This window comes from Limnohabitans sp. T6-20 (genome assembly GCF_003063505.1).
Classification (GTDB): domain Bacteria; phylum Pseudomonadota; class Gammaproteobacteria; order Burkholderiales; family Burkholderiaceae_C; genus Limnohabitans_A.
This window is the reverse complement of the sequence record NZ_NERW01000001.1, coordinates 241,388-263,346: the sequence shown is the minus strand read 5'-3', so window position 1 is coordinate 263,346 and position 21,959 is coordinate 241,388. Positions and strand designations below refer to the sequence as shown.

General features: G+C 56.6%; 18 protein-coding genes and 1 pseudogene. 13 read left to right on the top strand and 6 right to left on the bottom strand.

The annotated features are described in order from the left end of the window. Positions 1-3 precede the first annotated feature (3 nt). The 3 genes from B9Z33_RS01320 to B9Z33_RS01310 are packed head-to-tail and all read left to right on the top strand — an operon-like array spanning position 4 to position 2,558. Entirely contained in the window at positions 4-249 is a 246-nt protein-coding gene (locus B9Z33_RS01320) for a cysteine-rich CWC family protein (protein WP_108286071.1), read from the top strand. Then, positions 246-1,790, top strand: a complete 1,545-nt coding sequence (locus tag B9Z33_RS01315; RefSeq protein ID WP_108285240.1) for an MFS transporter — start codon at positions 246-248, stop codon at positions 1,788-1,790. The genes B9Z33_RS01320 and B9Z33_RS01315 overlap by 4 nt, the downstream gene beginning before the upstream one ends. Before the next feature lie 3 nt (positions 1,791-1,793). After that, positions 1,794-2,558: a class II glutamine amidotransferase gene (locus B9Z33_RS01310; RefSeq protein ID WP_108285239.1), complete on the top strand. Its 765-nt coding sequence runs from the start codon at positions 1,794-1,796 to the stop codon at positions 2,556-2,558. A 10-nt stretch (positions 2,559-2,568) separates the two neighbouring features. Here the strand turns inward: B9Z33_RS01310 and gshB are convergent, their stop codons facing one another. From gshB to B9Z33_RS01290, 5 genes are all read right to left on the bottom strand, one after another. After that, positions 2,569-3,510: a glutathione synthase gene (gshB, locus tag B9Z33_RS01305; RefSeq protein ID WP_108285238.1), complete on the bottom strand. Its 942-nt coding sequence runs from the start codon at positions 3,508-3,510 to the stop codon at positions 2,569-2,571. A 73-nt stretch (positions 3,511-3,583) separates the two neighbouring features. Continuing rightward, positions 3,584-4,483, bottom strand: a complete 900-nt coding sequence (locus B9Z33_RS01300) for a diacylglycerol kinase family protein (protein WP_108285237.1) — start codon at positions 4,481-4,483, stop codon at positions 3,584-3,586. Between the two features lie 3 nt (positions 4,484-4,486). Next, positions 4,487-5,983 (bottom strand): AMP nucleosidase, encoded by a 1,497-nt coding sequence (locus B9Z33_RS01295; protein WP_108286070.1) that lies wholly within the window; start codon positions 5,981-5,983, stop codon positions 4,487-4,489. 100 nt (positions 5,984-6,083) lie between these two features. Then, positions 6,084-6,224: a methylmalonyl-CoA mutase gene (locus B9Z33_RS15375; protein ID WP_146183806.1), complete on the bottom strand. Its 141-nt coding sequence runs from the start codon at positions 6,222-6,224 to the stop codon at positions 6,084-6,086. 202 nt (positions 6,225-6,426) lie between these two features. Further along, complete coding sequence (locus B9Z33_RS01290) at positions 6,427-6,855, bottom strand: MarR family winged helix-turn-helix transcriptional regulator (RefSeq protein WP_108285236.1); 429 nt, start codon at positions 6,853-6,855, stop codon at positions 6,427-6,429. 93 nt (positions 6,856-6,948) lie between these two features. On the opposite strand from B9Z33_RS01290, the gene B9Z33_RS01285 reads away from it, so the two are divergent. The 9 genes and pseudogenes from B9Z33_RS01285 (at position 6,949) to B9Z33_RS01250 (ending at position 17,945) form a co-directional block, all read left to right on the top strand. Next, the gene (locus tag B9Z33_RS01285) at positions 6,949-8,079 is read left to right on the top strand and encodes a substrate-binding domain-containing protein (RefSeq protein WP_108285235.1); all 1,131 of its coding nucleotides are present in this window, start codon (positions 6,949-6,951) and stop codon (positions 8,077-8,079) included. A gap of 131 nt (positions 8,080-8,210) precedes the next feature. Then, complete coding sequence (locus B9Z33_RS01280; RefSeq protein WP_158270156.1) at positions 8,211-9,797, top strand: flotillin family protein; 1,587 nt, start codon at positions 8,211-8,213, stop codon at positions 9,795-9,797. A gap of 68 nt (positions 9,798-9,865) precedes the next feature. Continuing rightward, complete coding sequence (locus tag B9Z33_RS01275; protein ID WP_108285233.1) at positions 9,866-11,086, top strand: ABC transporter substrate-binding protein; 1,221 nt, start codon at positions 9,866-9,868, stop codon at positions 11,084-11,086. A gap of 18 nt (positions 11,087-11,104) precedes the next feature. Continuing rightward, entirely contained in the window at positions 11,105-11,971 is an 867-nt protein-coding gene (locus tag B9Z33_RS01270; RefSeq protein ID WP_108285232.1) for a branched-chain amino acid ABC transporter permease, read from the top strand. Continuing rightward, complete coding sequence (locus tag B9Z33_RS01265; RefSeq protein WP_108285231.1) at positions 11,971-13,044, top strand: branched-chain amino acid ABC transporter permease; 1,074 nt, start codon at positions 11,971-11,973, stop codon at positions 13,042-13,044. Before B9Z33_RS01270 ends, B9Z33_RS01265 begins: the two co-directional genes overlap by 1 nt. Next, the gene (locus tag B9Z33_RS01260) at positions 13,037-13,771 is read left to right on the top strand and encodes an ABC transporter ATP-binding protein (RefSeq protein ID WP_108285230.1); all 735 of its coding nucleotides are present in this window, start codon (positions 13,037-13,039) and stop codon (positions 13,769-13,771) included. The genes B9Z33_RS01265 and B9Z33_RS01260 overlap by 8 nt, the downstream gene beginning before the upstream one ends. Then, a pseudogene (locus tag B9Z33_RS15665) lies at positions 13,768-14,289 on the top strand (ABC transporter ATP-binding protein); the annotation flags it as partial. The gene B9Z33_RS01260 and the pseudogene B9Z33_RS15665, both read left to right, overlap by 4 nt. Before the next feature lie 372 nt (positions 14,290-14,661). Then, on the top strand, positions 14,662-16,176 hold the full coding sequence (locus B9Z33_RS15660; RefSeq protein WP_233252743.1) for an amidase: 1,515 nt from the start codon (positions 14,662-14,664) through the stop codon (positions 16,174-16,176). Positions 16,177-16,190: 14 nt separating this feature from the next. Beyond that, entirely contained in the window at positions 16,191-17,945 is a 1,755-nt protein-coding gene (locus tag B9Z33_RS01250) for an AMP-binding protein (RefSeq protein ID WP_108285228.1), read from the top strand. Between the two features lie 84 nt (positions 17,946-18,029). Here B9Z33_RS01250 and icmF read toward each other — a convergent pair whose 3' ends face one another. Further along, complete coding sequence (icmF, locus tag B9Z33_RS01245) at positions 18,030-21,320, bottom strand: fused isobutyryl-CoA mutase/GTPase IcmF (protein WP_108285227.1); 3,291 nt, start codon at positions 21,318-21,320, stop codon at positions 18,030-18,032. Between the two features lie 159 nt (positions 21,321-21,479). On the opposite strand from icmF, the gene B9Z33_RS01240 reads away from it, so the two are divergent. Next, on the top strand, positions 21,480-21,914 hold the full coding sequence (locus B9Z33_RS01240; protein ID WP_108285226.1) for a rhodanese-like domain-containing protein: 435 nt from the start codon (positions 21,480-21,482) through the stop codon (positions 21,912-21,914). The last annotated feature ends 45 nt before the right edge of the window (positions 21,915-21,959 follow it).

Here is a 21,959-nt window from a genome sequence, read left to right as displayed (position 1 = left end):
GCCATGACCCAACCCTTCACTATCCTGGACCCTTGCCGCTGCCCCTTGTGTGGGCAGCCCAATGCCTGCGCCATGGCGACGCCGGGCCAAGCGGCCTCCGGCCCCTGCTGGTGTACGTTGGTGCCCTTCAGCGCCGATTTGCTGAAACAGGTGCCTGAGGCGGCGCGCAACAAGGCCTGCATTTGTGCGGCTTGTGTGGCCAAGTCCCAAGACACATCGCAAGACGCGTTGCAGACGGGGCGCGCATGACCCAGGCCCAAGGCCCCCACAGCCTGCAAGCGCTGCAAGCGCGTTATGGTGAGCGGCACCGCTGGTTGCTGCTGCTGTCCGTGATGCTGGGTTCCATGGCAGCGGTCATGTCGTCCACCATCATGAACGTGGCCATTCCCGACATGAGCCAGCACTTCACCTTGGGGCAAAGCCGGGTGCAGTGGGTCACCTCGGGCTTCATGGTCGCCATGACGGTGTCCATGCTCACCACCCCCTGGTTGCTGTCGCGCTACGGCTACCGCCGGGTCTACGAAGTCTGCATGTGGCTGCTGTTGGGTGGCGGGGTGGTGGGCGGTTTGGCCAACGACTTTCCTCTGGTCATGGCCGCGCGCGTGGCCGAGGGTTTGGCTGCAGGCGTCGTGCAGCCCATTCCAGCGATCATCATCTTGCGCGCTTTTGCGTCCGAAGAGCAGGGCCGTGCCAGCGGCTTGTTTGGCATGGGCGTGGTGCTGGCCCCGGCCATTGGCCCGAGCATCGGCGGTGTGCTGGTCGATGTGTTCGGCTGGCGCTCGATCTTTTTCATGGTGGTGCCGCTGGCCATGGTGGCGTTGTGGCTGTCGCGCCGCTACGTGCCCACCTCGGCCCCGGGCGGTGTGCAGGCCGATGCCGACAGCCCAGGGCTCGATTGGATCGGGCTGGCGCTGGCCAGTGTTTCCACCCTGATGCTGCTCAACGGCTTGGTGCAGCTGCGCGGCGATGACCACACGGTGGCCGTGGTCCTGCTGGTGCTGGCAGGCTTGGGCATGGCGGTGTTTGTGGTTTGGCAGCGGCATTTGCTGCAGCCTGGCCGACGCGTGCGTTCTGCAACTTCAGGCCGAAAAGCCAAGTCCTTGCGCCAAGTCCCTCGGGTGCGGCGTGGTCCGCTCATGAACCTGCAGGTGTTTGGCCACCGTCATTTCGCCATGGGGGCGCTGGTGTCGTTCACCTACGGCATCGCGCTGTTTGGCTCCACGTATTTGTTACCGGTTTATATGCAGATGGGCTTGGGTCTGTCGCCGTCTTACATCGGCGCCGCTTTGTTGCCAGCCGGCATCTTGTTGGCCGTGACCATCGCGTCGGTGGGGCGTTTGTCGCACCGCATGCCGCCAGCCCATTGGGTGAGTTGGGGCCTGGCTTTGTTGGCGCTGTCGTTTGCGCTCATGCCCTTGATCCACCCGGCGGCGGGTTTGGCCTTGCTCTGGATTTTGGTCATCCTCGGGCGCATCGGTCTGGGCTTCATCTTGCCTTCGCTCAATCTGGGCGCGATGCGCGGTTTGCCCAAGGACCTGATCCCACAGGCGTCCAGCGTGATTGGTTTTGTGCGCATGCTTGGCGGCGCCGCGGGCGTGAGCATTTGTGCCATCGTGCTGGAGTGGCGTTTGGCGGTGTATGCCCACGCTTCAAGCCGTCTGGGCAGCTCAGGCAGCGCCGACTTGCGGGCTTTCAACGAGACCTTTGTTTTTCTGGCCACCATGACCGCGCTGGCTTTGTTGGCCGCCTGGAAAATGGCCGAACCTGTAGCCGCAACCGCCAAGGACTGAACCATGTGCCAACTGCTCGGCATGAACGCCAACACCCCCACTGACGTCACCTTCAGCTTCAGCGGCTTTGTCCAGCGCGGCGGCCACACCGACCACCACGGGGACGGCTGGGGCATTGCCTTTTTTGAAGGGCAGGGCGTGCGCCACTTTGTGGACCACCAAAGTGCCAGCAGCTCGCCGATTGCCGAGCTGATCCGACGCTACCCGATCAAAAGCCAGAACGTCATTGCCCACATCCGAAAAGCCACACAGGGCGAAGTGAGCCTGGAAAACTGCCACCCCTTTGTGCGCGAGCTGTGGGGCCGCTATTGGGTGTTCGCGCACAACGGCAACTTGGTGGACTATTCGCCGCGCCTGCACGGCAGCTTCAAACCCGTGGGCCAGACCGACAGCGAGCGGGCGTTTTGCTGGCTCATGCAAGAACTGGCCAAGTCACACGCCAGTGTGCCCAGCGTGCACGAACTCAGCTGCACCCTGCGCGAGCTGGTGCCGCAGATCGCCAAGCATGGGACGTTCAACTTTTTGCTGTCCAACGGCCAGGCGCTGTGGTCGCATGCCAGCACACACTTGCACTACGTGCTGCGCAAACACCCCTTCACGCAAGCCACCTTGAGTGACGAGGACCTGAGTGTGAACTTTGCCGAGCACACCCGCGAGACCGATCGGGTGGCTGTGGTGGTCACGCAGCCCCTCACCACCGATGAAAGTTGGGTGGCCTTTGAGCCGGGGCGGCTGTACACCTTTGAGGGTGGGACTCTGAACCCCTGACCGAGTTTCTTCAGATGGCCGCTTCCACCGCGTCCATGAACAGCGCCGCCACGTCGCAGCCCATTTGATCGGTGATTTCCTGAAAGCAGGTGGGGCTGGTCACGTTGATCTCGGTCAGGCTCTCGCCAATGATGTCCAGACCCACCAGCATCAGGCCGCGTGCAAACAGGATCGGGCCCAGCGCTTCGGCAATTTCGCGGTCACGCTCAGAGATGGGTTGCGCCACGCCCTTGCCGCCCGCTGCCAGGTTGCCACGCACCTCGCCGCCTTGCGGAATACGCGCCAGGCAAAACGGCACCGGTTTGCCGCCAATCAAGAGCACGCGCTTGTCGCCTTGGGCGATGCCAGGCAGGAACTTTTGCACCATCACGGTTTGTGCGCCACCTTGGTTAAGCGTTTCAATGATCGCACCCAGGTTCAGGCCATCAGCCCCCACCTTGAAGATGCCCATGCCGCCCATGCCGTCCAGGGGCTTCAAGATGATGGTGCCGTGCGTGGCGTGGAACTCGCGGATGTCCGCTTCGTTGCGTGTGACCAGGGTGGGTGCGATGAATTGGGGAAATTCCAAGATCGCCAGTTTCTCAGGGTGGTTGCGCAGTGCAGCCGGGCTGTTGAACACCTTGGCACCCTCCCGCTCGGCTTGGCTCAGCAGGTGGGTGGCGTAGAAGTACTCGCTGTCAAACGGCGGGTCGGTGCGCATGATGACGGCGTCGAAGTCCTTCAGCGCGGCTCGGCGTGTGGCGGTCTGGGTGAACCAGCTGTCTGGCTGTCCTGTGAGTCTGATGTCCCGCACCTGGGCCGACACGGCTTCGCCTTGCTGCCAGCGCACATCGGTCATTTGGCAGGCCACGACCTGGTGGCCGCGCTTTTGCGCTTCACGCATCATCGAGAACGTGGTGTCCTTGTAAATTTTGAAGGATTCGAGAGGGTCGGCAACAAAGAGGATTTTCATAAGAGTTCGGTGTCCAAATTCAATGGGCGCACTGTGACACAGAACGCCAAAAAAGGGTGGCATCCAGCTGACATCAGCCGCGCACTACCTGCAAGCTGGCGGCCTGGCACCTGACGGACGCTTGCCGTGCTTGACCCAAGTATTCTCCATCAGCGGCCAAGGGCACACCCTGCGTGCAGGCGATCTCCAGCTGACGATAGGGCCAACTGCTCACGCATGGGTGGCTCAGGTGCTGACCGATCAACAGTCTGGGCAGCATGAGCAATGCCCCCAACCGGTCAAACGAGCCTGCAAGCAGGGCATCGAGTTGGCCGTCGCTCAACTGCGCATGGGGAACAGCTGGCATGCCCGAGCCGAAGGTCGGTGTGTTCATGCTGGAGGCAAAGAGACTGGGTCCTTGGTGTTTGAGCAGGCCATCGCTGTGCAGCGTCAGGTCCCAGGTGTGCAGGTGGATCAATTCGTGCAGCGTGGCCCACAGGTAGCGGGGTAAGCCTTGAAGCCAAGTCGGCCCGTTTATGGCGCGCAGCCCCACTGCCGAGTCGAAGCCGGCGGTCAGGCTCGACAAAAAAGGCGTTTCATGCGGACGGCCCTGCATGTCCATCCAGTGGGTCAAGCCGGTGTCGATGTTTTGCGCCGGCCCTTGCAGCGCATGTGTGAGGGCTTGCCGCCACGGCAGGCCAAAGACGCCCCAAGCCCTGGCACTGTCGTTGCCGCTGCCCATGGGCACCAAGCCCACGGTGAGCTGCCGCGCCAACAAGGTGGGCAGCCAGCGGTTGAGCGTGCCGTCGCCCCCCACCACGACCACGCGGCTGCCTTCGGGCAGGGCCTGCAGCAAGGCGATGCTGCCCTCCAGTGCCTCGGGCGCTGCCAGCTGCGCATCTGGCGCGTGTTGGCTCAGCCAGTCGCGCAGCGCCGGGATGCGGTGGGCCGCACGGCCACCTTGCGCATGGGGGTTGAGCAGGACCAGGGCCATGGCTTATTGGAATGCGACTTCGGCAAAACTGCGCAGCTTGCGGCTGTGCAATTGGGCCGGGCCTGCGGCGCGCAGCAACTCGAGTGCACGGATGCCGATTTGCAGGTGCTGGTTGACCCGCTCGCGGTAAAAGTGGTTGGCCATGCCCGGCAGCTTGATCTCGCCGTGCAGCGGTTTGTCGCTCACGCACAGCAGCGTGCCGTAGGGCACCCGAAAGCGAAAACCGTTGGCGGCAATGGTGGCGCTTTCCATGTCGAGCGCCACGGCGCGGCTTTGGCTGAAACGCCGCTGCGGGGTGTTGTCGGGCAGCAGCTCCCAGTTGCGGTTGTCGGTGCTGGCCACGGTGCCGGTGCGCATGATGCGTTTGAGGTCGTGTCCATCGCAGCCGGTGACTTCGGCCACCGCATTTTCGAGTGCCACCTGAATTTCGGCCAGTGCCGGAATCGGCACCCACAGCGGCAGATCTTCGTCGAGCACATGGTCTTCGCGCACATAGGCGTGGGCCAGCACATAGTCGCCCAGCTGCTGTGTGGTGCGCAGGCCCGCGCAGTGGCCCAGCATCAGCCAGGTGTGCGGGCGAAGTACGGCGATGTGGTCGGTGATGGTTTTGGCGTTGGCCGGTCCCACCCCGATGTTGACCATGGTGATGCCGCTGTGGTCTTCGCGCACCAGGTGGTAGCCCGGCATTTGTGGCAGGCGCGACGGCGCAGCGCCCAAAGCGTCGTCTGCCTGCGCGGGCAAGCCCACGCGGCGCGTGACCACGTTGCCTGGCTCCACAAAGGCCGCATAGGGGCTGTCGGCCTTGGCCATTTCGGCGTGACCCAGCGCGATGAACTCGTCGATGTAGAACTGGTAATTGGTGAACAGCACAAAGTTCTGGAAATGTGCCGGGTTGGTGCCGCAGTAGTGGCGCAGCCGGTGCAGCGAATAGTCGATGCGCGGCGCGGTGAACAGCGACAGCGGCGCGGCTTGGCCCGGTGCAGGCTCGTAGGTGCCGTTGGCAATGCCGTCGTCCATGGCCGTGAGGTCGGGCAGATCAAACACCTCGCGCATCTGGGCGCGGCGTTCGGCACTCATCTCGCCTTCGATGTGGTCGTTCTCGGCGAAGGAAAAATGCACCGGGATCGGCAACTGGCTGGTGCCGACCTCCAGCGCCACGCCGTGGTTGGCCAGCAGCAAGGCAAATTGCTGGCGCAGGTAAACGGCAAACAAGTCCGGGCGGGTCAGCGTGGTTTCGTAGCGCCCGGCCGTGGCCACAAAACCGTAGCTCAGCCACTCGGCCTCTTGGCTCTTGGGGGGCGTCCAACCGGTGGTGGTTTGCAGTCGCACAAAAGGGTAGCAGGCCCGCACCTTGTCCACCATCGGCTCACCCGCCACGAAGCGGCGCATGGCCTCACGCAAATGGCTCAAGCTTTGCTCGTAGATGGCCTGCACCCGCTGCAAGGCGGTTTCGGCATCGTTGAACACTTCGGGGGCGATGAATGGGATCGGTCTTTGCATGGCCCCATTGTGCACACCCCGGGTGACATTTTGGGTGGTGCCTGACGTGAAAAAGCCCCCTGTGTGCACTGCTGCGCACACAGGGGGCTGGTCGGAGCGCTTACATGTTGCGGCGGTACTGACCACCCACTTCAAACAGCGCATTGGTGATCTGACCCAGCGAACACACCCGCACCGCGTCCATCAGCACCTCGAACACGTTGCCGTTGTCGATCACGGCTTGTTGCGGGCGTTTGAGCATGGCAGGCGACTCTTGTCGAGCCCAGCACCGCTCCACGCTCGGCGAGCTTGGTTTATGAATGCTCATTCGCAGCGATGCTGTCGAGCGAGGTGCACAAAGTATTGCGCGAGTTCAGCTATGCCTTGATGCGATAACGCCGACGAGAAACTGTAAGCGTTTTGAGTCAAGTCATTTTGATGATGACTGCCGTTGTAGGCACGCGTTAAGAAGAGAAATCTTTCTGAAGTTTGATCAGTATTTTTTGTAATTGCTTATGACTCGTCGCCCCAAGTTTGGCTTCAAGTTGCGCTTCAAAATTTTCTACGGGCGAGGACATTCGCTCTAAAGTCGTTAGTCCTTTGTCAGTGATGTAGGCCAGCACTCGCCTACTGTCTTGTCCGTCTGCATTCCGCAGAACCAAGCCCTTACTTACCATCTTGTCCATAAGCTTGCTTACCTTCGGGGGGTTCATGCCTAAGGATTCCGCAAGGTCTCCCATGGTACGTCCCTTTTCGTCACCCAGTACAAAAAGCACACGCCAATAATCTGGCTGCATTCCTTCTGCTGCAAGTGCTTGCGTCAACAACTGATTGAGATGCCGATGAGCGTTCTCAAGCAGAATCGGCAGAAATGAATCTAGATTTTTTTGCATTGCTCGGGTTAGTCAGAGTGTGCTGTCGGTCCAAATTGTAGTAATCTTTTCCAAAGAAACCAAATTATTTTGTCGCTGAAGTGGAGATTCGTCATGGCGTCGAGTGCAAAGTCCGTACCGGCAGCAATCCACTGCGCTGTTGATGGCAAAGGACGTGGGACGGTCCGCGATTTTCGTGTGGGGCTTTTTAACCCTAATGATGGCGTTGCAGGTGTATGGGGTCCGTCCACAATGGCTTGCGCCATGTTGGCTATCGAGGAACTTAACGACGCCGGTGGTATTTGCGGTCGAATGATTCGTTCTCATTGCTTCAGTGCAGATGACGAGGCCGATGTCGAATTCAATGCGCAGCACGCATTGTCAACGGTCCGGGTGGACGCCATCGTCGGTATGCACACCAGCTCAGTTCGGAACATCATCAAAAAAGTTGCATACAGCAAAGTTCCCTATGTCTACACGCCTCTGTATGAGGGCGGTGAGACAACCCCAGGTGTGTATGCCATTGGTGAGACGCCAGACAAACAGTTGCGGCCCGCCATACGGTTGCTTACAGAGCGATATCGTGCAAGGCGATGGATGTTGATCGGTAACGATTACATTTGGCCGCGCAAGTCTCATGCACTTGCAAAAGCGTACCTGGCTGAAAGCGGTGCTGAGGTCATTTCTGAGCAGTACCTGCACATTGGGCAGGGGCCGGGGCGACAAAATTTCGATGAAATTTTCGAACTCATTGAACAATCCTTGCCTGATGCCATCCTAATCTCGTTGGTAGGGCAGGATGCGATTGATTTCAACCGTCAATTCGGTCGCTTGAAGCTCAGCACAAAAATCATTCGCTTGTCTTGCGCAATTGAAGAGAACGGATTGTTGGCAATTGGTGCAGAAAACACCGATGGACTTTTCGTGTCTTCCGGCTACTTCGCGGCACTTAAAAGCGATGCCAACATGTCATTTAAGGAACGCTATTACACGCGCTATGGCGAACGAGCACCCACGCTGAATGCCATTGGGCAATCCACCTACGAAGGCATGCATTTTCTTGCTGCATTGGCAAGTAGGACGATCTCCTTTGGGCATGAAGAATGGCTGACTTCCGTGGACAAGCCTTTTAGCTTTTGCAGTGTCCGTGGCATTGACTACCGCAGCAATGGATATTCCAGCGCACCTATCTACCTGGCTGAAGCGCACGGCCATGCTTTTCGCGTTCTGAACCACTTCATCTGACGGTTCCCGGATAAGGACATACCCTAGGTTTTTGAGAAATTGTTTTCCAAGGAAACTAAATCGGGTTATCATTTTCCATGGAAATTAAAGGCAGGTGCGCGCATCTGCTGAACAGAAGTCAGGAGATACAGATGAATTGGTTCGCATGGGTAGTTCTCGCCATCGTTGTAGTTGGTGTTGTCATCGCATTGATGCAGCGGTTTTACAGGAAGTCAACCAGAGATGCGGCGTTGATTCGAACAGGTGCCGGCGGCCAAAGGGTGGCACTGGACGGCGGCGTGATTGCTCTGCCATTTCTTCATCGCATTGATGAAATCAACATGAGGACCCATCGTTTGGAAGTGAAGCGGGCGGGAGAGAAAAGTTTGATCACGGAAGATCGTCTTCGTGTTGATCTGGATGTCGAATTCCATATCCGAGTGCAACCAACAGTCGAAGGCGTTGCAACGGCGGCGCAGGCATTTGGAGCCGATGCCTTGCGCGGAGAAACATTGTCGGATTATTTGGAAGCACCTTTTGTGGATGCGTTGCAAGCGGTTGCTGCAACTTTGACCATGGATGCATTGCATGAAGGCCGAGGCAAATTTGTCAAAGAAGTGAAGCATCGCGTCAGCGAAGAATTGCAAGCAAAAGGATTGAGTCTTGAATCGGTTTCCGTGACAAGGTTGGATCAAGCATCGTTTTCATCACTGAATGAGAACAACGCATTCAATGCGGTGGGTATGCGGAAGTTGGCTGAAATTGTCGCCACCAATAAGAAAAAGCGCGCAGAAATTGAATCTGATGCTGAAATTTCTGTCCGGAAAACGCAGTTGGATGCGATGAAGAAAAGGTTGGAAATCGAACGCGAGCAAGAGCACGCAACCATTGCACAGGTTTTGAATTTGGCAGAAGCACAAGCAGACGCAAAAGCAAAGACGGCACAGAAGCAGGAAGAGGCGCAGCGACTGTCGGAACAAGCGCGGATTGAACGGGAAATGGAAATTCAAGTCGCTGAAATTCATAAAGACAAATCGCTGGAAAAAGAACGCCAACAGGCGCATTTGAGTAAAGAGATCCATCGGGTCGAAATGGCTGTCGCTCTGGCACAAAAACAAAAACAAGAGGCAGAAGTCATCGCAGAAACCGAGCAGGTCAAGGCCAAAGTGGTGATGGTCCAAGAGCGTGTGCAAACGGAACGCGAAAAAGTCATTGTTGAAAGAGAGCGGGAAATTGGGATGGCTCGATCTCAGAAAGATGCCGCCATATTGATGGCCAAGACCAAATCCCAAACCGATGCATGGTTGGTGGAAGCAGAAACAAAGGCCAAAAATATTGAGCGGCAAGCGCAGGCCGACAAATTGCGCATGGCAGAGGACGCACAAGGACGGTCTGCATTGATACAGGCAGAAAACCTCACTTCGGAAGCATTACTTCGTCAACGTCTTGAGATTCATCGTTTGGACAAGTTGCCTGAATTGGCGGCGCAAATGATGAAGCCAGTAGAAAAAATTGATTCGATCCGTATCAATCACATTGGTGGCATGGAGTTGGGGCGCAGGCAGGCGGCGGTAGACGGCTCACAGACCACTGTCGCAAACAACTCGCCTATCAACCAGGTTGTCAACAGCATTTTGGACATGGCATTACAGATGCCTGTTCTTCAAAGGGTCGGTGATGTCCTGGGCGCAGATGTTCAAAGTGCGTTGATATCCACAAAACCTCAAGACAAAGAATGACCGCTGGGGCGACAGCGATCGGCAGTTAAGACATCGCCAATTCACACTCAACCTGAAGGAGACACGACATGATTCAAAGACGTAAAGCACTTGCAATTGCAGCCGCAACGCTTATGGCAGCGCAGTTTTCACCAACAGCATGGGCCGCAGATGACATCAAGCTCGGAAGTTTGTTGGACACCTCCGGTAACTTTGATGCATATGGCAAGCCCATGAACATGGGACTTGATTTGGCGATTGATGAAATCAATGCCGCAGGCGGCTTGTTGGGTCGAAAGGTCAAAAAAATCGGCTATGACACACAGTCAGACATGGCTCAATACACCAAATTTGCACAGCAGCTGACGCGTCAAGACAAAGCAGATTTGGTCATCGGCGGCATCTTGTCTGCATCGCGAGAAGCCATTCGTCCTCTTTTGAATCGAGAGAAAACATTGTATTTTTACACCCCCTTGTATGAAGGTGGTGTCTGTGATCGGAACAGTGTGTTGACCGGTATCACCCCCGCGCAACAAGCCGAGGTTTTGGTGCCATACGCGATGAAAGCTTTCAATGGCAAGAAAGCATACATCCTGGCCGCAGATTACAACTATGGGCAATACATGGCCCGCTGGTTTCAGAAGTATTTGAAAGACAACGGCGGCACTGCAGCAGGGGTTGAGTTCTTCCCACTGGATGTGGCCGACTTCAATTCAACCATCAAAAAAATCCAGGATGCCAAGCCTGATTTCGTGATCTCAGCGCTGGTGGGCGGCGCTCATCTTTCGTTCTACCGTCAGTGGGCTGCTGCAGGGATGAAGGCGAAGATTCCAATGGCATCGACCACTCTAGGCGTTGGCAATGAGCATCAAGTGCTGACCGCTGCAGAAGGCGATGGCATCTTGGTGGCTTACAACTATTCGCCTGAACTTAATACCGGGACCAGCAAATCCTTTGTCAGTGCCTGGACAAAAAAATACGGCTCTGACAAAGCGATCAGCGAAATGGCAGCGTCGCAATACCAGACTACAAAACTGTGGGCTGCAGCCGTGCAAAAAGCCGGAAGCATCAAACGGGACGACGTGATCAAAGTGCTTGAAGGTGGTCTTTCTATTGAAGGACCGTCAGGAAAAGTCTTGATTGATTCTCAAACGCATCATGCATCACTAGATGTGCATGTGATGGAAATTCGCGGTCAGAAGTTGCAAGTCAAGCAGTCGTTTGCACAGCGCCCACCGAGGGAAACCCAGGCCATGTGCGACTTGGGCAAGAACCCGAACAGCAATACGCAGTTCGAAATCAAGTTGTAAATCAGCAAGGTCAAGCAATTGGAACAGTTTGCCGTCAATTTACTGGATGTCGCCTATGCGATATCAACGCTTTGTTTGCTCTCGGCGGGGCTGGCCTTGGTTTTTGGTCTCATGAGGATCATCAATCTGGCGCACGGAGAGTTCATCGTCATGGGTGGGTATGTCACGCTGGTAGCGACTCATGCAGGCGTTCCAATTTGGTTGGCCATGTTCGTGATATCTCCGCTACTGGTTGGCCTGTTTGGCTTGCTTGTGGAATGGGCCATCATCCGCCATTTGTATGGCCGGATGATGGACACCATGCTGGCAACCTGGGGTTTGTCCATGCTGATCTCAGGCGCGTTGGTGACTGTATTTGGTAACACCACAACAGGTGTTACCAATCCAATTGGCGCGATCACCATAGGCGAATACCAAGTCGGTGGTTACAGCGTTCTCATCATCGGAGTCACTGTTGCACTGATGCTGTTGAGCTACGTGGTGTTGAGATACACGCGTGCCGGTCTTATCGTCAGGGCGGCCATGCAATCTGCGGACGTTGTTTCTGGTCTTGGCTACAACCCGAAAACAGTTTATCGATTTACGTTTGCACTGGGCGCTGCATTGTCGGGTTTGGCGGGTGGACTCATGGCACCGCTGATCGGTTTGACGCCAGCTTCAGGGGGGCAATTCATCGCTAAATCGTTCATCACAGTCATCAGCGGTGGTGCATCTGTGGTCACAGGCACATTGAGTGCAGGCACCCTGTTTGGATTGGTCAGCAAGGGCGTTGAATGGCTGTCTACACCTGTGTGGGGTGAATTGGCATTGCTGCTGGTCGCCATTGTGTTGCTGCGTTTGATGCCGCAGGGCATCACGGGTCGTTATTTCAAAGGAAAAGTTTGATGCGCAATGTGCAGTATCAATTCAGCCCTGGCTGGTGGGTTGGCTTCGGCGTATTTGCGCTAGCGCTTGCAGTTGCCCCGATCTTTTGGGGGACTTTCCATTTGACCCTGTTGGTCGTGCAAGGGATGCTCGCGCTCTCTTTGGGGTTGATGTGGGGACAGGCTGGAATTTTGTGTTTTGGTCAATCAGCGTTCTATGGGCTTGGGGCATATACCTACGCGGTCACGGCCATGAATTTGCAAAGTTATGAATGGGGTTCTGTTTATGCCGTTTTGGTGGCATTGACTGTTACAGGACTGTTTGCTGCAGCACTGGGAGCCATGATGTTTTTTGGCCGTATCAGTGATGTTTATCTGGGTGTCATCACCTTGGTTGTGACGCTGTTGTTCTTTAAATTCCTGAATGCCGCGGCAGGCAGTGCGTACGAGATTGGTAATGCAAGGTTGGGCGGCTTCAATGGCATACCGGGATTCTCCCCTTTGACGGTTCCGATGGGGGAAACCTACTTTGTGACCGGCGATGCACTGTATTACCTGTGTGCAGTGCTGCTGTTGCTGGTGTGGCTGGCCTGCAAGTGGATTTCCCACACCCATTGGGGCCGAACACTGGCAGGTGTACGCGAAAACGAACTGAGGGTCCAGTTGTTGGGATACGACCCTCGCGCACTCAAAACCGGAATCTTTGCCCTGTCAGGCCTGATCGCAGGCTTGTCTGGCGTGTTGTTCGCTTGCTGGGCTGAAATTGTCACGCCGGGTTTGTTCTCTTTGGGGCAGGCTGCTGAAACGATCATCTGGGTCATCGCTGGCGGCTTGGGTACCTGGATTGGGCCGGTCATTGGGGCCTTTGCATTGGGTAGCCTGAAGTCAGCGCTGGCGACACAGACTTTGATTGATAACACCTTGGTGATGGGGGGTGTGCTGGTTGTCGTGGTGTTGCTGTTGCCCAGTGGTGCGATTCCTACTCTGGAGCGCTGGCTTCAAAAAGCAACAAGCGGGCGCATCAAGAGTTTCAAGTCTTCCAATGAAAAATCATTTCAGCATGTCAGGCCAGGCCGGGTAGAGCACCATGAATAAAAGCAACAAGAAGGAATGCGTACTTGAAACACGCGGTCTGGGTGTTCGATTTGGCGGCGTTGTTGCAGTAGACAGTGTCAATTTCAAGCTCAGGAAAAATGAATTGCGATGCCTGATTGGCCCCAACGGTGCAGGCAAAACATCATTTTTTCGATGCCTGACGGGTCAATACACACCTACGCAGGGTGATGTCTGGTTGGCGGGGAAAAAAATCACAGGTTGGCCCTCGCATGAGGTTGCGCGACTGGGCGTGGGGATCAAAACCCAAATTCCGAATTTGATGAATGGCTTGACGGTTCGAGAGAACCTGTGGCTGGCTGCTCGACGCGAACATTCCGGCAAACGTGCGAGCGAATTCGCCGAAAAGATGCTGGAACGATTGAGCCTAAAAAAAGTGGCCATGCAGTCGGCGGGCCAGCTATCACATGGTTTGCGTCAGCGTGTCGAACTGGGCATGGTGCTGGTCGCGGAGCCTTGGCTCTTACTGCTTGACGAACCTGCAGGCGGGTTGACCCACGACGAGGTCGAGCAAATGGCTGAGCTGATTCATGAGGTAGGAAAAACAACCAGCGTGATTGTGGTCGAGCACGACATGGCCTTCGTGCGGCAGATCGCTCAACAGGTCACCGTCTTTCATCAAGGGCGTGTACTCAGAGAGGGGGATGTTGATGAAGTTCTATCAGATCCCGTAGTGCGTGAAGTCTATCTGGGGAAAAAAGCCAAATGAAGCACGATCAAAAAACAGAATTTGCAGATGAAAATCTCGGCAACTTTGCATTGAAAGTGGATGGGCTTCATGCAGGTTATGGGGCCATCCCTATTCTTCAAGGATTGAATCTTGAAGTGGAGCACGGACAAATTGTGGGCGTGTTGGGCCACAACGGCATGGGCAAGACCACTCTGATGAAAACCTTGATGGGCTTGGTTTCATCGACATCAGGTCAGATTTTTTTCAATGACCATGACTTTACCCATGTGGCGGCTCACGCTCGGGCTTCCGCGGGCATTGGTTACGTGCCACAAGGCAGAGGGATCATTGCAACGATCACTGCTGAAGAAAACCTACGTCTTGCCTGGTTCAAGGATTCGGGCTTGTCAGAAGAGGATTCACTTGAATCTGTGTTGGAGTTATTTCCACGTCTGAAGCGACTGCTGGATCGAAAAGGCGGCAGCCTCTCAGGTGGTGAGCAGCAGCTCTTGGCGCTGGCAAGGAGTCTGATTCCGGAGCCTTGGATTTTGTTGCTGGATGAGCCTACAGAGGGAATTCAGCCCAACATCATTGAAGAGATGGCCGAGACACTGGTTCATCTCAAGACAAGAAAAGACCTGACTGTTTTGTTGGTTGAGCAAAACATGGACTTCATGCTCAGTTGTGCCCAGCGGGTTCTCGTCCTTGAGAAAGGGTGCTTCGTGGGCGATCTCAACGAGCAGCAACTGCAGAGCCATGTGGGTTTGGCTGAGTTGATGGGCATGGGGGCCGGGCGCATCACATCTCAAAACTCAGCTCCAAGAACAACCGCCATAAAAACTGGCCAAGCACGCCTGGATTTGGTTGAGCCAACGAAGCAAGCCAGGCAGAGCCAAATCTCCATTGAACAACATCACGAAGGGAAATACATGTCCATCAGAAGACCCACAACAGAGCAAATGCGTGAAGTGATTTCAAGCTTGCACATGACCATGAGCGAATCTGAAACGCAAGAATACATGGCACTCATGGAAGGCAGCTTCCAAGCGTATGACCGCATAGATGCATTGCCAGACAACATACCGGAAGTGGCTTACCCGCGCACACCAGGGAGCAGGCCTGCGGCGCAAGACAATCCGATGAATGCGTGGTATGTCAAAACGGATGTGAAAGGTGCGAATTCAGGTCCGTTGCAAGGCAAAAAGATTGTCTTGAAAGACAACGTCAGCTTGGCGGGCGTGCTGATGATGAATGGTGCCTCCACCTTGGAGGGCTATGTACCCGATATGGATGCGACCGTTGTCCGACGGATTCTCGATGCGGGTGGAACGATTGTCGGTAAAGCGCATTGTGAATATTTTTGCCTTTCCGGTGGCAGCCATACCAATGCGACAGGGCCGGTGCACAACCCATGGCGCATGGGTTATATCGCAGGCGGATCATCTTCTGGTTGTGGCGCCTTGGTCGGTGCGGGTGAGATTGAGATGGCCATCGGAGGTGATCAAGGTGGGTCTATCCGGATCCCTTCTGCGTTCTGTGGCGCGTATGGCATGAAGCCCACTCATGGACTGGTTCCCTACACAGGGATCATGCCGATTGAAGCCACCATTGATCATGCGGGACCGATCACCACAACGGTTGCAGACAATGCCTTGCTGCTGGAAGTCATTGCAGGTGCTGATGGTCTTGATCCTCGGCAATACAGTCCAAGAGTGGACAAATACACATCGGCATTGGGCCGTGGCATCAACGGTCTGCGTATTGGCGTGGTCCGTGAGGGTTTTGAGTTGCCCAATATGGAGTCGGATGTTGCGAACAAAGTCCGTCAGGCAGTGGATCGCCTGGTGAAGTTGGGCGCCATCGCAGAAGAGATCAGTATTCCGATGCATCTGGACGGAGCAGCCATCTGGACACCCATTGCGCTGGAGGGCTTGCAGGCGCAGATGATGCATGGAAATGGAATGGGGTTTAACTGGGAAGGTCTGTACTCCACCAGTTTGATGGATCGACATGCAAGTTGGAGAAATCGTGCAAACGAGCTGTCTCCAACGTTGAAGATTTCGATGTTTGTTGGCGAATATGCATTGCGCCAGTACGGTGGACGCTTTTATGCCAAAGCGCAAAACCTGTCCCGACTTCTACGCTCGAAATACGATGAAGCATTGAGCCAATATGACTTGTTGTTGATGCCGACCTTGCCCATCAAGGCCAAACCCATTCCGGCACCAGGGGCACCCTTGTCGGAGGTCATTGAACGTGCTTTCGAGATGATTGGCAACACGGCGCCGTTTGATGCTTCAGGTCATCCCGCCATGAGTGTGCCGGTTGGATTGTGTGATGGTTTGCCTGTTGGCATGATGCTGGTCGGCAAGCATTGGGCGGAGTCCACCATTTATCGCGCAGCGCATGCCTTTGAGCAAAGTGGCGACTGGAAAAGCTTCTGACGCTGGAGACGCACATGCTCAACAACCCCTTCAGCAGTTTTGAAACATTTGAAAAAGCCTCCGGAGGCAATCGCCAATCGCCGTTGAATAGACTTTCCTATGTCAAAGGAGACACGACAAGTCCATTGCTGCGCAAGACCATCCCCCAGCTTCTGGACGAGACCGTGCAGAAGAATCCCAGCGGTTCTGCATTCGTTCTCAGCGAACAGGGTATACGCTGGTCCTGGCTTGAATTCAAACGGCAAGTGGAGGACCTCGCGGCAGGGTTGTTGGCTATTGGGTTGAAGGCGGGTGACCGTGTCGGAATTTGGTCACCCAATCGTAGTGAATGGGTGGTGACTCAATTTGCCACGGCACAGATTGGCATTGTGTTGGTCAATATCAATCCAGCGTACCGAGTTGCTGAGCTGGAATACGCGTTGAACAAAGTCCGAATCAAGGCATTGATTCTGGCCGAAAAGTTCAAGACCAGCGACTATGTCGATATGGTTCGCTCATTGGCCCCAGAGTTGGAAAATTCAGAACCAGGTCGACTGTATTCGCAGCGTTTACCCCATTTGCGGTGGGTCATTCAGACGGGTAAAAACCATTTGCCCGGCATGCAGAACTTCAGTGATTTACTGAAGTACGGTGGCCCTGCGCAAAAAGCAAGACTTGGTGAAATTGCACGCTCACTTCAACCTGATGATGCGATCAATGTGCAATTCACCAGTGGCACAACAGGTAGCCCGAAAGGCGCAACATTGAGTCACCACAACATCATCAACAATGCATGGTGTGTCGCTCAAGCCATGAAGTTGACACATCAAGACCGATTGTGCGTGCCTGTGCCGCTTTACCACTGCTTCGGTATGGTTCTGTCTGTCCTTGCTTGTGTAAGCGTGGGTGCCAGTATGGTTTTCCCCGGAGAAGCATTTGAACCGGCCGCGACATTGAAGGCCGTCAGTGAAGAGCGTTGTACCGCGCTCCATGGCGTTCCGACGATGTTCATCGCCGAGCTGGCTCTTCCCAACTTCTCCGAATATGACCTTTCATCTCTGCGAACAGGAATCATGGCAGGAGCACCATGCCCCATCGAAACGATGAAACGCGTGGTGCAAGACATGAACATGCATGAGGTCACGATTGCTTATGGAATGACCGAAACAAGTCCGGTGTCTTTCCAGAGCTCGACAGACGATCCCTTGGAGAAGCGCGTTTCGACGGTTGGTCGCGTGATGCCTCATTTGGAAATCAAAATTGTTGATGACCAGGGGCAGGTTGTTCCAGTGGGTACAAAGGGTGAATTGTGTACCCGTGGTTATTCGGTCATGAAGGGGTACTGGGAAGACCCCGATAAATCTGCCGATGCGATTCACGATGGATGGATGTTCACGGGTGACTTGGCTACTTTGGATGAAGACGGCTATTGCAACATCGTCGGCCGCGTGAAGGACATGCTCATACGTGGTGGTGAGAATATTTACCCTCGTGAGATCGAGGAATTTTTATTCCGCAACCCCAAAGTCAGCGAAGTCCAAATATTTGGTGTTCCAGACCCAAAGTACGGGGAAGAAATTTGCGCCTGGATCGTTCTCAAATCCGGGCAATCAATGACTGAAGACGAAGTCAAGAACTTTTGCCGGGGTCAGATCGCACATTACAAGGTGCCCCGGTATGTGAAGTTCGTTCAGGCATTGCCTATGACGGTCACCGGCAAGCCTCAGAAATTTGTGATGAGCGAAATGATGGCCAAAGAGCTGGGCTTGACGAAATCTGTTACAGCGTGATCCATCATCAGTGATCTTGCTTGCCAAGATCACTGATGCAGCTTCAATTCAATCCGTTTCAGATGGGCATTCCCCAGCCTACGCTTACATGTTGCGGCGGTACTGACCACCCACCTCAAACAAGGCGTTGGTGATCTGACCGAGCGAGCAGACACGCACCGCGTCCATCAGCACCTCAAACACATTGCCGTTGTCGATCACGGCTTGTTGCAGGCGTTTGAGCATGGCGGGTGATTCTTTGGCGTGCAGCGCGTGGAAATCCTGAAGGCGCTTGAGCTGGCTCTGCTTTTCTTCTTCGGTCGAGCGGGCCAGTTCCAGCGTTTCCATGACTTCGTCGCCCTTGGGGTTGCGGAAGGTGTTGACGCCGATGATGGGCAGCTCGCCGGTGTGCTTGAGCATCTCGTAGTGCATGGATTCGTCTTGGATCTTCCCGCGCTGGTAGCCGGTTTCCATCGCGCCCAGCACGCCGCCGCGCTCAGCGATCTTTTCAAACTCGGCCAGCACGGCTTCTTCCAGCAATTCGGTCAGCTCTTCGATGATGAAGGCGCCCTGGCTGGGGTTTTCGTTTTTGGCCAGGCCCCACTCGCGGTTGATGATCATCTGGATCGCCATGGCGCGGCGCACCGAGTCTTCGGTGGGCGTGGTGATGGCTTCGTCAAACGCGTTGGTGTGCAGGCTGTTGCAGTTGTCGTAGATCGCGATCAGCGCCTGCAGCGTGGTGCGGATGTCGTTGAACTGGATCTCTTGCGCGTGCAGCGAGCGGCCACTGGTTTGGATGTGGTACTTGAGCTTTTGGCTGCGCTCGTTCGCGCCGTATTTCTCTTTCATCGCCACCGCCCAAATGCGGCGCGCCACACGGCCCAGCACCGTGTATTCGGGGTCCATGCCGTTGCTGAAGAAGAAGCTGAGGTTGGGCGCGAAGTCGTCGATGTGCATGCCGCGTGCCAAGTACGCTTCCACAAAGGTGAAGCCGTTGCTCAGCGTGAAGGCCAGCTGGCTGATCGGGTTGGCCCCGGCTTCGGCGATGTGGTAACCCGAGATGGACACGCTGTAGAAGTTGCGCACGTCGTGGTGCACAAAATACTGCGCGATGTCACCCATCACTTTCAGGCTGAATTCAGTCGAGAAGATGCAGGTGTTTTGGCCCTGGTCTTCTTTCAGGATGTCGGCCTGCACCGTGCCGCGCACATTGGCCAGCACCCATTCCTTGATCTTGGCGGTTTCTGTCTCGGTGGGCTCGCGGCCGTTCTCGGCTTTGAACTTGTCGATGTTCTGGTCGATGGCCGTGTTCATGAACATGGCCAGAATCGAAGGCGCGGGGCCGTTGATGGTCATCGAAACGGATGTGGTGGGGTTGCACAGGTCAAAGCCCGAGTACAGCACCTTCATGTCGTCGAGCGTGGCCACGTTCACGCCCGAGTTGCCGATCTTGCCGTAGATGTCGGGGCGCAGGTCGGGGTCGTTGCCATAGAGCGTGACCGAGTCGAACGCGGTGGACAGGCGCTTGGCAGGCAGGCCTTCGCTGACCAGTTTGAAGCGGCGGTTGGTGCGGAAGGGGTCGCCTTCACCGGCAAACATGCGGGTCGGGTCTTCGCCCTCGCGCTTGAAGGCAAAGGTGCCGGCGGTGTAGGGGTAGCTGCCGGGCACGTTGTCCAGCATCAGCCACTTGAGCACTTCGCCGTCGTCTTCGTATTGCGGCAGCGCGACTTTGCGGATGGTCGTGCCGCTCAGCGATTTGGTGGTGAGCGCCGTGCGAATCTCCTTGTCGCGGATCTTCACCACGTATTCGTCGCCCGCGTAGGCTTTTTGCATGTCGGGCCACTGGGCCAACAGCTTGCGGGCGGTCGGGTCTTGCGTTTGCTCGCGGGCCACGGCCAGGTCGATGGCGGCTTCTGACGCCTTGGCGCGGCCGGGCTTGCCTTCCTCGAGCATGCGGGCCGCAGCGCGCAGTTGCTGGATTTCGCGTGCCAGACGGGCCTGGGCGATGGCGCGCTTTTTGTAGCCACGCACGGTGTCGCTGATCTCGGCCAGATAACGGGTGCGAGCCGATGGCACGACCGGGTTCTGGTGGGTGCTGTGGCGCACGTTGACCACGGGCAAACGGCCTTCGGTCGTCTGCATGCCCAGCTCGGCCAGGCGGGTTTTGAGCGCCTGGTACAGCGCGGTCACGCCGTCGTCGTTGAAGCGGGCGGCCATGGTGCCAAACACCGGCATCTGCTCGGTCGGCACGGTCCAGGCTTCTTTGTTGCGTTGCACCTGCTTGGCCACGTCGCGCAGGGCGTCAGACGCGCCCTTGCGGTCAAATTTGTTGATCGCCACGAACTCGGCGAAGTCCAGCATGTCAATTTTCTCGAGCTGGCTGGCCGCGCCAAACTCGGGCGTCATCACATACATGGGCACATCCACATGCGGCACGATGGCGGCGTCGCCCTGGCCAATGCCCGAGGTTTCGACCACGATCAAGTCAAAGCCCGCCACCTTGCAGGCCGCCACCACGTCGGGCAGAGCGGCGCTGATTTCGCTGCCAAAGTCACGCGTGGCCAGCGAGCGCATGAACACACGCGGGCCTTGCGACCAGGGGCTGATGGCGTTCATGCGGATGCGGTCGCCCAGCAGTGCGCCACCGCTCTTGCGGCGCGACGGGTCGATCGAGATCACGGCCACGCGCAGTGCGTCGTCCTGGTCCAGGCGAAGGCGGCGGATCAACTCATCGGTCAGCGACGACTTGCCCGCACCGCCGGTGCCGGTGATGCCCAGCACGGGCACCTTCTTGGCTGCAGCCTGCTCACGCACAGCTTTGACCACGCCTGCATCGGCCTTGTCGTTTTCGAGTGCGGTGATCAGCTGGGCCAGAGCGCGCCAGTTCATCTCGCCGTGGCCCTGAATGGCGGCCACGTCTTTGGGTGCCAGGGCGCTCACATCCTGGTCGCAGCGCATGACCATTTCGCCGATCATCCCGGCCAGGCCCATTTTTTGGCCGTCTTCGGGGCTGAAAATGCGCACGCCATGTTCGGCCAGCATGCGAATCTCGGACGGCACGATCACGCCGCCACCGCCGCCAAACACCTTGATGTGCTCGCCACCCCGGGCTTTGAGCAGCTCGGTCATGTAAGTGAAGTATTCGTTGTGCCCGCCCTGGTAAGAGCTGATGGCGATGCCCTGTGCGTCTTCTTGCAGGGCGGCGGTCACCACTTCGTCCACGGAGCGGTTGTGGCCCAGGTGGATGACCTCGGCGCCCATGCTCTGCAAGATGCGGCGCATGATGTTGATGGCGGCGTCGTGGCCGTCAAACAGACTGGCGGCGGTGACAAAGCGCACCTTGTTCGTGGGACGGTATTCAGCCAGGGCTTTGAATTCAGCGGACAGGTCGGTCATGGTTGTCTCTGTGTGGGTTCAGTTGACGTTGACGTAAACGTCAATCAAGACCCGCATCTTATCCGCTGGTGGCTTTCCTGTCACTGACGGCCTGATTCAGGTCGGTTTGGCTTCGAAAAGTTATCATTCACGCCTGTTTTCAGCCCCACAGGACCTCCCATGAATGCGCCTCAAGCCTCTTTGCCCTCCGGCGTCCAGCCGGCTGCCGCTTACGCCGGTGACATCAGCCCCGATCTGGCGTGGGCTTGGGTTCAGGCCGGGGAGGCCGAATTGATCGATGTACGCAGCGATGCCGAGCGCGCCTGGGTGGGCTTTGTGCCTGGCGCACACGCCTTGGCCTGGAAGCAATGGCCCGGCATGGCGATGAACCCCGGTTTTGATGCGGGCGTGCAGGCGCTGGGCGCTGGTGGCAAAAAGCTGGTGCTGTTGTGCCGCAGCGGTGTGCGCTCGATTGCCGCCGCCCAGCGTGCGACCGAGTTGGGACTGCAGGCCTACAACATTCTGGAAGGGTTTGAGGGCGACCCGGACGCCAACGCACACCGTGGATTGACGGGCGGTTGGCGCTATCGCGGCCTGCCCTGGCAGCAAAACTGAAGCCCTGCTCCCTGAGCCCTGCGTGACTTCACGCCCCAGGCGGCG

Excerpts from the sequence above, each read along its gene's own strand:
- B9Z33_RS01320 (WP_108286071.1), top strand. The coding sequence starts at position 4 with ATGACCCAACCCTTCACTATCCTGGACCCTTGCCGCTGCCCCTTGTGT.
- B9Z33_RS01315 (WP_108285240.1), top strand. The coding sequence starts at position 246 with ATGACCCAGGCCCAAGGCCCCCACAGCCTGCAAGCGCTGCAAGCGCGT.
- B9Z33_RS01310 (WP_108285239.1), top strand. The coding sequence starts at position 1,794 with ATGTGCCAACTGCTCGGCATGAACGCCAACACCCCCACTGACGTCACC.
- gshB (WP_108285238.1), bottom strand. The coding sequence starts at position 3,510 with ATGAAAATCCTCTTTGTTGCCGACCCTCTCGAATCCTTCAAAATTTAC.
- B9Z33_RS01300 (WP_108285237.1), bottom strand. The coding sequence starts at position 4,483 with ATGGCCCTGGTCCTGCTCAACCCCCATGCGCAAGGTGGCCGTGCGGCC.
- B9Z33_RS01295 (WP_108286070.1), bottom strand. The coding sequence starts at position 5,983 with ATGCAAAGACCGATCCCATTCATCGCCCCCGAAGTGTTCAACGATGCC.
- B9Z33_RS15375 (WP_146183806.1), bottom strand. The coding sequence starts at position 6,224 with ATGCTCAAACGCCCGCAACAAGCCGTGATCGACAACGGCAACGTGTTC.
- B9Z33_RS01290 (WP_108285236.1), bottom strand. The coding sequence starts at position 6,855 with ATGCAAAAAAATCTAGATTCATTTCTGCCGATTCTGCTTGAGAACGCT.
- B9Z33_RS01285 (WP_108285235.1), top strand. The coding sequence starts at position 6,949 with ATGGCGTCGAGTGCAAAGTCCGTACCGGCAGCAATCCACTGCGCTGTT.
- B9Z33_RS01280 (WP_158270156.1), top strand. The coding sequence starts at position 8,211 with ATGAATTGGTTCGCATGGGTAGTTCTCGCCATCGTTGTAGTTGGTGTT.
- B9Z33_RS01275 (WP_108285233.1), top strand. The coding sequence starts at position 9,866 with ATGATTCAAAGACGTAAAGCACTTGCAATTGCAGCCGCAACGCTTATG.
- B9Z33_RS01265 (WP_108285231.1), top strand. The coding sequence starts at position 11,971 with ATGCGCAATGTGCAGTATCAATTCAGCCCTGGCTGGTGGGTTGGCTTC.
- B9Z33_RS01260 (WP_108285230.1), top strand. The coding sequence starts at position 13,037 with ATGAATAAAAGCAACAAGAAGGAATGCGTACTTGAAACACGCGGTCTG.
- B9Z33_RS15660 (WP_233252743.1), top strand. The coding sequence starts at position 14,662 with ATGTCCATCAGAAGACCCACAACAGAGCAAATGCGTGAAGTGATTTCA.
- B9Z33_RS01250 (WP_108285228.1), top strand. The coding sequence starts at position 16,191 with ATGCTCAACAACCCCTTCAGCAGTTTTGAAACATTTGAAAAAGCCTCC.
- icmF (WP_108285227.1), bottom strand. The coding sequence starts at position 21,320 with ATGACCGACCTGTCCGCTGAATTCAAAGCCCTGGCTGAATACCGTCCC.
- B9Z33_RS01240 (WP_108285226.1), top strand. The coding sequence starts at position 21,480 with ATGAATGCGCCTCAAGCCTCTTTGCCCTCCGGCGTCCAGCCGGCTGCC.